General features: G+C 61.5%; 9 protein-coding genes and 1 pseudogene. 7 read left to right on the top strand and 3 right to left on the bottom strand.

Translation table 11 applies throughout. The features are described from left to right. Together NKJ90_RS27540 and NKJ90_RS27535 are read left to right on the top strand one after the other, a co-directional pair. Positions 1-305 (top strand): transposase (locus tag NKJ90_RS27540; RefSeq protein ID WP_352487251.1); only part of this gene is annotated, 305 nt, incomplete at its 5' end. Positions 306-343: 38 nt separating this feature from the next. Further along, positions 344-739: pseudogene (locus NKJ90_RS27535) on the top strand (transposase); the annotation flags it as partial. Positions 740-1,366: 627 nt separating this feature from the next. Here NKJ90_RS27535 and NKJ90_RS27530 read toward each other — a convergent pair. Further along, positions 1,367-1,525, bottom strand: a complete 159-nt coding sequence (locus NKJ90_RS27530) for a hypothetical protein (RefSeq protein ID WP_352487249.1) — start codon at positions 1,523-1,525, stop codon at positions 1,367-1,369. A 149-nt stretch (positions 1,526-1,674) separates the two neighbouring features. On the opposite strand from NKJ90_RS27530, the gene NKJ90_RS27525 reads away from it, so the two are divergent. After that, complete coding sequence (locus NKJ90_RS27525) at positions 1,675-2,418, top strand: Fic family protein (protein WP_352487248.1); 744 nt, start codon at positions 1,675-1,677, stop codon at positions 2,416-2,418. Between the two features lie 23 nt (positions 2,419-2,441). Further along, entirely contained in the window at positions 2,442-2,870 is a 429-nt protein-coding gene (locus tag NKJ90_RS27520; RefSeq protein WP_352487246.1) for a Fic family protein, read from the top strand. Between the two features lie 70 nt (positions 2,871-2,940). Here the strand turns inward: NKJ90_RS27520 and NKJ90_RS27515 are convergent, their stop codons facing one another. Then, positions 2,941-4,434 (bottom strand): NAD-dependent succinate-semialdehyde dehydrogenase, encoded by a 1,494-nt coding sequence (locus NKJ90_RS27515; RefSeq protein WP_352487245.1) that lies wholly within the window; start codon positions 4,432-4,434, stop codon positions 2,941-2,943. A gap of 123 nt (positions 4,435-4,557) precedes the next feature. After that, entirely contained in the window at positions 4,558-5,937 is a 1,380-nt protein-coding gene (locus NKJ90_RS27510) for an aminotransferase (protein ID WP_352487244.1), read from the bottom strand. A 98-nt stretch (positions 5,938-6,035) separates the two neighbouring features. Here NKJ90_RS27510 and NKJ90_RS27505 point away from each other — a divergent pair, with 98 nt between their 5' ends. Genes NKJ90_RS27505 through NKJ90_RS27495 form a run of 3 tightly spaced genes read left to right on the top strand, consistent with a single transcriptional unit; the run spans position 6,036 to position 9,244 of the window. After that, positions 6,036-6,917 carry a transketolase gene (locus tag NKJ90_RS27505; RefSeq protein WP_352487243.1) on the top strand — a complete coding sequence of 294 codons (882 nt, stop codon included), beginning with the start codon at positions 6,036-6,038 and terminating at the stop codon, positions 6,915-6,917. Beyond that, positions 6,914-7,894: a transketolase family protein gene (locus tag NKJ90_RS27500; protein WP_023749425.1), complete on the top strand. Its 981-nt coding sequence runs from the start codon at positions 6,914-6,916 to the stop codon at positions 7,892-7,894. Before NKJ90_RS27505 ends, NKJ90_RS27500 begins: the two co-directional genes overlap by 4 nt. A 36-nt stretch (positions 7,895-7,930) precedes the next feature. Beyond that, positions 7,931-9,244, top strand: a complete 1,314-nt coding sequence (locus NKJ90_RS27495) for an aspartate aminotransferase family protein (RefSeq protein WP_352487242.1) — start codon at positions 7,931-7,933, stop codon at positions 9,242-9,244. Positions 9,245-9,319: the final 75 nt, after the last annotated feature.

The following is a 9,319-nucleotide window of genomic DNA, read 5'->3' as shown; positions in this document are numbered from 1 at the left end:
GCCAACGTTATCCGGCAATCGCCCAGAGCTGGCGGCGCAACTGGCAGCACGTCGTGCCATTCTTCGCATTCCCCGAAAGCGTGCGCCGCATCATCTACACCACCAATGCCATCGAGGCGCTGAACTCAAAGCTGCGGCGCGCCGTGCGAACGCGTGGCCACTTTCCCAATGACGATGCCGCAATGAAGCTGTTATATCTGGTGCTGAACCACGCCGCCGAGGAATGGAAACGCGCCCCGCGCGAGTGGTTCGAGGCAAGGACACAGTTCGCCGTCGTCTTCGGCGAAAGGTTCGTCAGCCAATGACGAGAACCGGCCTCATGCACAAAATTCCTGACAGTCCCCTGCGCCATGACCGTGTCGATGCACCATGGCTCATCGACGGACCGATCAACGGCGAGCGTTTCCAGCTCTATGTCGACAAGGTTCTCGTCCCCACCCTCAAGCCAGGCGACATCGTCGTCATGGACAATCTCGGCTCACACAAGGGCAAGGCCGTGCGCCGCGCCATTCGCTCAGCCGGCGCCAGGCTGTTCTTGCTGCCGAAATACTCGCCCGACCTCAATCCTATCGAGAAGCTCTTCGCCAAGCTCAAGCACTGGCTGCGCAAGGCTGCCAAGCGAACAGTCGAAACCGTCTGTGACGCCATCGGCCAAATCCTCGGCGAGGTCACGTCAACCGAATGCCGAAATTACTTCACCGAGGCTGGCTATGCCCAACCTAAATTCATCCCGCTCTAACGGTGGCGGTTTGTATAAGCCTTGAGGTGGGAACTGGGCCTTCTATGCTGGCGCCACATACAAGCTCAACGAGACAACTTCGTTCTACCTTCGGCTCTCCCGGTGACCAGCTCTCAGTAGCGTCGCTGCAAACGTTGCCTATGGGCTTCTTCGATTTCACAGCTACGGCCACTCCAAACTCAGCAGTCGGCAAGATGGAAGCTTCCAACGGGAACTGCCCAATGCGAACAAGAAGAGCAGTGTCGGCAGTAATCCTGCGCCTCGAACGCTCATCCTAACGCCGTGAAGCGTTGAGCTCCGAGGTTGAGCAGATCAAGCCCGCAACACTCCAAGAGAACGGCGCATAGAAGCCATAAGAGATTGCAGCCTAGCCTCGGGGCCGGACGTTGTTTCATATCAGACCGGTGGGGATGAAGCCTGCCATCCAGCACCCGGTCAGTTTCAGGTCAAACTTGAACTCCCAGTCGGGTCAGAACGCGATCAACTGGCAGTCCGACGCACTTAAAAATGACAAATGGATCGCCTGCTTTTGGGCCATCCATGGGGAATTCGGGCGCGAGAGAACAAGCTCACACAGCATAAGCGAGCCTCCAGGCGAATCTTGCGCTGGCCGAGGCAGAACCATGTTTAAAGCTGCCTGTTTTCCACCTCGAACCTGTCTGAGTCCGGCCGATCGTCATAGATCGGCCAAAGCATCGGCCAGATGGCTCCCTCAATTACGGTTTGTGCATAGTTGTCAGTGCGATAGGCCTGCCGAACATCGGCCATGATCATCATCGGCAGCATCGATTTGTGTCCAAGCCTGGCAGCGGTGGCAGTGCCGAGGCCCGCAAGTCCGCATGCCGACGATCGGCCAGAAGATCGGCCAAACAATCTGGTCAACTGAAAATTTATGTTTATAATCAGGCATTTGGCGGAACCCAAGATCGGCCAATATGGAAGAGAGCGTACAGCGCATCGAACCGGCACGCCTACCCGATGTATCCGAAACTATCTCGGATGCGCTGGTAGAGCTGTCGGCGACGTCGGCTGTTTTGGGCAAAAGCCTGCACTCGCGTACCGCAGCCAACCTCGCCCATCTCGTGCGCATCATGAACACCTACTACAGCAACCTGATCGAAGGCCACGATACGCGCCCGCGCGACATCGAACGGGCGCTGGTCGGAAATTTCGATCGAGACGAGAACCGCCGCAATCTGCAGCTCGAGGCGGCCGCGCACGTTCGCCTGCAAGCCGAGATCGACCGCCTGGCTGCCGATGGGCAGTTGCCGGAACCGGCATCGGTAGGTTTTCTTCGATGGCTGCACGCGGAATTCTATCGCGATGCCGAAGCGCCCATGCTGACCATCAAGGGTGCCGGCCGTGAGTTCGTCACGGCGCCAGGTGAGTGGCGATCGAAGCCAGAGCATGATGTCGCCATCGGCCGGCATGAACCGCCTTCGAGCGATCGCGTCAACGATTTCATGCAATACTTTGCCATGCGTTATCGCTTCGATAAGCTGGGCAAGGCCGGACGCATCCTGACCATTCCTGCCGCGCATCACCGCTTCAACTACATTCACCCGTTTCCGGACGGCAACGGACGCGTCAGCCGATTGATGAGCCACGCCATGGCCCTCAGGCCGGGATCGCCGCGCACGGGCTGTGGTCGATCTCACGAGGCTTGGCACGTGGCGTGAAAAGCCGAACGGATTACAAGAGCATGATGGATCATGCCGATATGCCCCGCCAGGGTGATCTCGACGGACGTGGCAACCTCTCCGAACGCGCACTCGGCGATTTTACCTTATGGTTCCTGCAGGTGTGTATCGATCAGGTGAGCTTCATGACCGGACTGTTCGATCTCGACACGTTGGCCAAGCGGCTGTATCGGCATGTGGAGCGCAGTGGTCTGAAGCCCGAAGCCGGCCGCCTCGTGGAGGAAGCGCTCACGCGCGGTGAGTTTGACCGCGGCGAGGCATCCCGTATTAGCGGACTACCCGAACGTACGGCGCGTCGAGTGTTCAATGACGTAATCGCGCTCGGACTATTGGCGTCGGAAACGCCAAAGGGCCCAGTGTCCCTACGCTTTCCGGCGGACGCTCTGGACGCGCTGTTTCCGGAAGCTTTTTCCGGAAACGTAAGAGCATAGGGCGCTCACGATCTTAGGTCACTTCTCCTCGGAACCGGAAAGATTTTCCACCGGATCACCGGCGGGTTCGTCATTCCGCGTTCTGAGACACGGGAAAAGCCGGCGCACTAGAGCCGAGGCCGCCGATGCAGACATATTTGGTATCGAGGTAATCCTCGATGCCCTGATGTCCGCCTTCCTTGCCGAGGCCGGATTCCTTGACGCCGCCAAACGGTGCCTCCGGCGTGGTGATGAGGCCTTCATTGACCCCGACCATGCCGTATTTCAGTCCTTCCATCACGCGGAAGGCGCGGCCGAGATCACCGGTGTAGAAATAGCAGGCGAGGCCGAACTCAGTGTCGTTGGCGAGCGCGATGGCTTCCTTTTCGGTCTCGAACCTGAACACCGGGGCGATCGGGCCAAAAATCTCTTCCTTCATGAAGCGCATCTTGGGTGTCGCGTTGGCAATGACGGTCGGCTGGAAGAACGAGCCGCCGAGCGCATGGCGTTTGCCGCCGGCGACAACCTTGCCACCCTTGGACGTCGCATCGGCAATCAGCTCTTCGACCTTCTCGACCGCCTTCTCGTCGATCAGCGGCCCCTGCTGCACGCCGTCCTCGAGCCCGGAGCCGACCTTCAGCCCGTTGCTGGCGGCAGCGAGCTTCTCGACGAATTTGTCATAGACGCCAGATTGAACCAGGAAGCGGTTGGTGCAAACGCAGGTCTGACCGGAATTGCGATACTTGGCGGTGATCGCGCCGGCGACGGCACGCTCGAGATCGGCGTCGTCGAAGACGATGAACGGCGCGTTGCCGCCGAGTTCCATCGACACCTTCTTGACGGTGACGGACGACTTCTGAATGAGAAGCTTGCCGACTTCGGTCGATCCGGTGAAGGTGATCTTCGACACCAGCGGATTTGCGCAGATCTCGTCGCCGATCTCGCCGGCGGCGCCGGTCAGGATGTTGACGACGCCCTTGGGAAAGCCGACTTCCTCGGCAAGCGCCCCCCAGGCAAGGCCGGAATACGGCGTCTGCGAGGCCGGCTTGACGACCGCGGTGCAACCGGCGGCAAGTGCGGGACCGAGCTTGCGGGCCAGCATCGAGGACGGGAAATTCCACGGTGTGATCGCGGCGATGACGCCGACCGGCTCCTTGGTCACTAGGATGCGGCGATCCGCCCAGGGTGACGGCACCACGTCGCCATAGGTGCGGCGGCCTTCCTCGGCGAACCAGAGGATATAGGCCGCGGCCGAGCCGATCTCGCCCTTCGATTCGAACAGCGACTTGCCCTGCTCGATGGTGAGCAGTTCGGCCAGCACGTCCTGATTGTCCATCATCGCGTCATGCAGCTTGCGCAGCAGCTTCGAGCGCTCGAGCGCGGTCGTCTTGCGCCAGGTCTTGAAAGCTTCCGCGGCGGCTTCGATGGCGCGGCGGGTTTCGGCTTTGCCCGACTTCGGCACGGTGCCGATCTTGAGGCCGGTGGCCGGGTTGTTGACGTCGACCGTCAGTCCGCTGTCGGCCTGCACCCACTCGCCGTTGATGAGATTGGCCTGGCGCATGAAATGGCTGGTTTTCTGAAGCATGGTCTGGCCTCCGTTCGGATAAGACAATCAGGATCCTGTATGCTGGCTGCGGCTCGCGCTTGCCCAAGCGCCTTTCGCGCGGCCGGCCCCTCCAGCGACGTCTCGCCGCCTCGCCGGGCGGGTTCATGCCGACTGGTCAGTCCGCGCATGGGCCGCCGCGGTATCATCAAGAGCCGCGCGAATGCCATCAACCATGTAATCGATCTCTTTAGGGGCGATGACGTAGGGCGGGCAGATTGCCAGCACGTCGCCCATGTTGCGGATCATGACTCCGTGCTCGCGGCACCGCCGCTCGACATCGGTGCCAATTCGCAGCTCCGGCGCAAAGGCGCGACGGGTGGCGCGATCCTCGACGATCTGGATCCCCGCTATAAAACCGCGGCCGCGGACCTCGCCGACCAGTGTATGGTCGTTGAGCGCGTCCGCGAGCGCTGCATGCAGATAATCGCCGAGACGGCGCGCCTGGCTCACGAGATCGATCTCGCGGTAGATCCTGATCGCCTCGGCGGCGACGGCGGCTGTCACCGGATGGCCGGAATAGGTGAAACCGTGGCCGAACACGCCGACCTTGTGGGCCTCGTCGGCGACGCACTGGTAGACCTTGTCGGAGATAATGACGCCGCCAATGGGCAGATGACCGGATGAAAGCCCCTTGGCGACCGACAGCATGTCCGGTTCCATGCCAAAAGTCTGGCTGCCGAACCAATTTCCGGTGCGTCCGAAACCGCAGACCACCTCGTCGGACAGCATCAGGATGTCGTATTTGCGCAGCACCGCCTGAACCTTTGGAAAATAATTCTCCGGCGGTACCAGCACGCCGCCGGCGCCCATGACTGGCTCTGCGATCATCGCGGCAATCGTCTCTGGCCCCTCCGCCAGGATCAGGGCCTCGAGTTCCTGGGCCAGGCGCGTGGCGTAGTCATGCTCCGCCTCGCCCGGCAGACCGTCGAGATAGTGGAACGGCCGCGCGGCGAATATGACGGGAAGCGGCGGCAGGTTGAAGGACTTGTGCATGTGCGGCAGCCCACTCAGCGCCGCGCCCATGATCGTACTGCCGTGGAAGGCGCCAAACCTGCTGATGATCTTGCGTTTCTCCGGACGTCCCCGCGCGGCCTGGTAATACCAGGCGAGCTTGATCATCGTATCATTGGCTTCCGAACCGGAGCCGACCAGAAAGACGCGCGCGTGGTCGAACGGCGCCAACGCGGTAAGCTGCTCGACGAGTTCGACGGTGGGCTCGTTCGAGCGGTGGTTGAAGGTGTGGTAGACGGCGAGCTTGCGCATCTGGCGGTCAGCAGCGACAGCCAGCCGGCTGTCGCTGAAGCCAAGCGAGGCGCACCAGAGTCCGCCCATGCCCTCGATATAGCGGTTGCCCGCGTCATCCGTGACGGTCGCGCCTTCGCCGGCCACGATCGTCAACGGACCATGATCCTCATGCAGGCGTGGATCCGTTTGGGAATGAAAGTGCCTGGCCATGTCCAGCACGCGCGATTCGTTGTTCATCAAAATTCTCCTTGCGACCAGATAGGCGGTTGCTTCGGCGAGGAATATCTTATAACTTATAAGTTGTCGAGAAAAAATGATCCCGAGAGTGACGTCCAATGGCCAACGCACCCACTCCTTCAAACAACACCCTGCCACCCGACGCGGAGCGGATCGCCCTGTTGCGCGACAGGGCAGAGTTCGTCCGGCTCGAGACGCTGCGCCTCATCCAGATCGCCAAGGTGGGCCACTATTCGTCGGTGTTCTCCTGCGCGGAAATATTCGCCACGCTCTACTACGATGCGATGCGGCTGAGGCGCGGCGAGCCGCAATGGCCGGACCGCGACCGCTTCCTTATGGGCAAAGGGCACGCCGCGGTCGGCCTTTATCCGCTGCTGGTCGACTGGGGCTTCTTCTCCAAGGACGTCCTCGACGGCTATACCCGGCTCGGCAATCCGCTTGGCGATCATCCCGACATGCGCAAGGTGCCCGGCGTCGATTTCAGCTCCGGCTCGATCGGCCATGCCCTGTCCGGCGGCCTCGGCATGGTGCTTGGCGGCCGTGCGGCCAACCGGCGCTTCGATGTCTATGTCCTGATCGGTGACGGCGAGATGCAGGAGGGCCAGGTCTGGGAAGCGGCGCTCTCCGCCGCCCACCATAAGGCCGGCAATCTGATCGCCATCGTCGACCGCAACGGATACCAGCTCGACGGGCAGGTCGACGACATCATCGGCATCGAACCGTTGGCCGACAAATGGGCGGCGTTCGGCTGGCAGGTGCACGAGGTCGATGGGCACGACGTCGTCGCTCTCGCGACGCTGCTGCGACAGTTGAAGGCCGAGGCAGACCGCACCCGGCCCGTCTGCATCATTGCCAAGACCTCCAAAGGCAAGGGCGTTGGTTACATGGAAACCGAGCCCGGCTGGCATCTGGGCTATCTCGCGCCATCGGACGAGGCCTTGGCCGCCGAAGAGATCAAGCGTGGAGGCAAAACACAATGAACGGCCCGATCGATACCAACTCCTGGCAGTACCGCCAGATCAACGCGCGCGCGCCTGGCCTGAGTTACCTGGCCAACGCGCTCATTGAGCTGGTCGAAGACGGTTATCCGGTCGTGGCCGGTACGGCCGACCTTCAATATTCCAACGGGCTGGTGCGGTTCGCGCAACGCTTTCCCGAACGCTTCACGCAATTTGGCATTTCCGAGCAGAACATGGTTTCGGCTGCTGCCGGCATGGCCAGCACCGGCGCCATGCCGTTCGTCGCTACATTCGCTTCTTTCCTGGCGCTGCTGTGCTGCGAACAGATCAGAACCGACGTCGCCTATTCGGCGCTGCCGGTGCGGCTGATCGGTCATCATGCCGGTATTTCACTCGGCTTCTACGGCACCTCCCACCATGCGACGGAAGATCTTGCCATCATGCGAAGCATCGCCGACCTCACGGTCGTCGCGCCGGCTGACGGCCCGCAACTGGCGGCCGCCGTCAAGGCGTCTGTCAATCATGCCCAGCCAATCTACTTCCGCATTGGCCGCGGCCAGGAACCGCTGGTCTATGAAGACGACGGCGTCGACTTCCAGTTCGGCAAGGCGATCGTTCACGGCGAAGGATCGGACCTGACCATCATCGCCTGTGGCTCGATGGTCCATCCCTCAAGGGAGGCTTACCGCGCGCTGCGCGCGGCGGGCAAATCCGTCGGACTGATCGACATGCATACGGTGAAGCCAATGGATACGAAGGCAGTGCTCTCGGCCGCGGCTCACTCCCGCTTCATTCTAACCATCGAGGAACACAATATCCTGGGCGGTCTGGGCGGCGCCGTGGCGGAAATCCTGGCGGAGGCGGGCAGCCCGGCACGGTTGATACGCCATGGCATCCGCGACGAATACAGCCTGATTGCGCCGCCAACGCATCTCTACAAGCACTACCGGCTGGACGCGGCGGGAATCGAGGCCACCGTTCTTGAAGCCCTCGGCTGAGCCGGCGGACAACCATAGCCATGCACGGACATTCCGATGACCGATCAGAATAACACCGCCCGACTCATTGAGCGCGCCGGTGCGGTGATGCCGGACGGATTGCTCAGCCCGAGCCGCAGGCTCGGCGCGCCGCATGTATTTGCCCGGGCGCAGGGTGCGTTTCTCTACGACGTCGATGGACACCAGTACACCGACTTCCACTGCGGCTTCGGCGCCAATGTGCTTGGCCACTGTCATCCGGCGGTGCGTGAACGCATCGCTGCGGTCTCCCAGGACATCGATCTTGTCGGCGCGGGAACGATGCGGCTGGAGATCGAGGTGGCGGAGGCGCTGGTCGACTGCATCCCTTGCGCGGATCTCGTCGCCTTCTGCAATTCCGGATCGGAGGCGACCTATCATGCCCTGCGCCTTGCCCGTGCCGCCACCGGTCGCAAGCGCATCATCAAGTTCCAAGGCGGCTATCATGGCTGGCACGACTATGTCGCCATGAACGTACAGTCGCACGCGCAGGCGATCGGCAAGTACGATCCCATCAGTGCTGGCATCCTCGAGGATGCCGCCCGTCACACCATCGTGCTGCCTTACAACGATGCCGGCGCCGTCGAGGATTATCTCAAAGCCAATCCAGGCGATGTCGCGGCGATCATCATCGAGCCAATCGCTCACAATATGGGGTCGGTGATCGCGACGGATGTTTTCCTGCGCGAGCTGCGTCGCCTGACCAGCGATCATGGTGTCGTGCTGATCTTCGACGAGGTCATCACCGGCTTTCGCCACGCGCTCGGCGGCTATCAGTCGATCGCCGACGTCACGCCTGATCTCGCGACCTTCGGCAAGGCGGCCTCATCAGGCTATCCCGTCGGCGTGGTGGCCGGTCGTCGCGATCTCATGGCGCTCGTCGGCCGGACCGGGGAAGGATCCGTGTTCATGGGCGGTACTTTCAACGGCACGCCGTGGACGCTCGCCGCCATGCAGGCGACGATCGAGGAGCTGTCGAAACCAGGCTTCTACGACCGCCTGTTTGCCCTCGGCGCTTTCATGCGCACGCAGCTGGATGGCATTATCGATCGCCTCGGCCTGCCCGCGCAGAGCGCCGGGTTTGGCTCGGTCTGGCTGATCTATTTCCTCAGCGGTCCTTACCGCGACTACCAGGACTTGCTGGGCAACGACGATGTTTTCGATCTTGCATTCCGCAGAGAGATGGTGGCGAACCGGCTGATCGGTCAGCCGCTTCCGCTCAAGCGTCTCTACCTGTCAGGGAGCCATGACCGGGCCACGATTGAGAAGTCACTGGATATCATCGAGACAATTCTGCGCAAGCTCTCCGCTGGGAAACCCGCCAGCTCCTAGCCATGTTTCGCAACGGACTTATAGGATATAAGAGCGTCTCGCACTATCCGTTGTCGATTCGGTGCGGCCAAGATT

The organism is Mesorhizobium sp. M0051 (assembly GCF_040323235.1).
Lineage (GTDB): Bacteria > Pseudomonadota > Alphaproteobacteria > Rhizobiales > Rhizobiaceae > Mesorhizobium.
The sequence above is the reverse complement of the archived record's forward strand: the minus strand, read 5'-3'. Positions and strand labels throughout refer to the sequence as shown.

What these genes read in the sequence shown, in the direction of transcription:
- NKJ90_RS27530 (WP_352487249.1), bottom strand. Translation starts at nt 1,525, where the DNA reads ATGCTGCCGATGATGATCATGGCCGATGTTCGGCAGGCCTATCGCACT.
- NKJ90_RS27525 (WP_352487248.1), top strand. Translation starts at nt 1,675, where the DNA reads ATGGAAGAGAGCGTACAGCGCATCGAACCGGCACGCCTACCCGATGTA.
- NKJ90_RS27520 (WP_352487246.1), top strand. Translation starts at nt 2,442, where the DNA reads ATGATGGATCATGCCGATATGCCCCGCCAGGGTGATCTCGACGGACGT.
- NKJ90_RS27515 (WP_352487245.1), bottom strand. Translation starts at nt 4,434, where the DNA reads ATGCTTCAGAAAACCAGCCATTTCATGCGCCAGGCCAATCTCATCAAC.
- NKJ90_RS27510 (WP_352487244.1), bottom strand. Translation starts at nt 5,937, where the DNA reads ATGAACAACGAATCGCGCGTGCTGGACATGGCCAGGCACTTTCATTCC.
- NKJ90_RS27505 (WP_352487243.1), top strand. Translation starts at nt 6,036, where the DNA reads ATGGCCAACGCACCCACTCCTTCAAACAACACCCTGCCACCCGACGCG.
- NKJ90_RS27500 (WP_023749425.1), top strand. Translation starts at nt 6,914, where the DNA reads ATGAACGGCCCGATCGATACCAACTCCTGGCAGTACCGCCAGATCAAC.
- NKJ90_RS27495 (WP_352487242.1), top strand. Translation starts at nt 7,931, where the DNA reads ATGACCGATCAGAATAACACCGCCCGACTCATTGAGCGCGCCGGTGCG.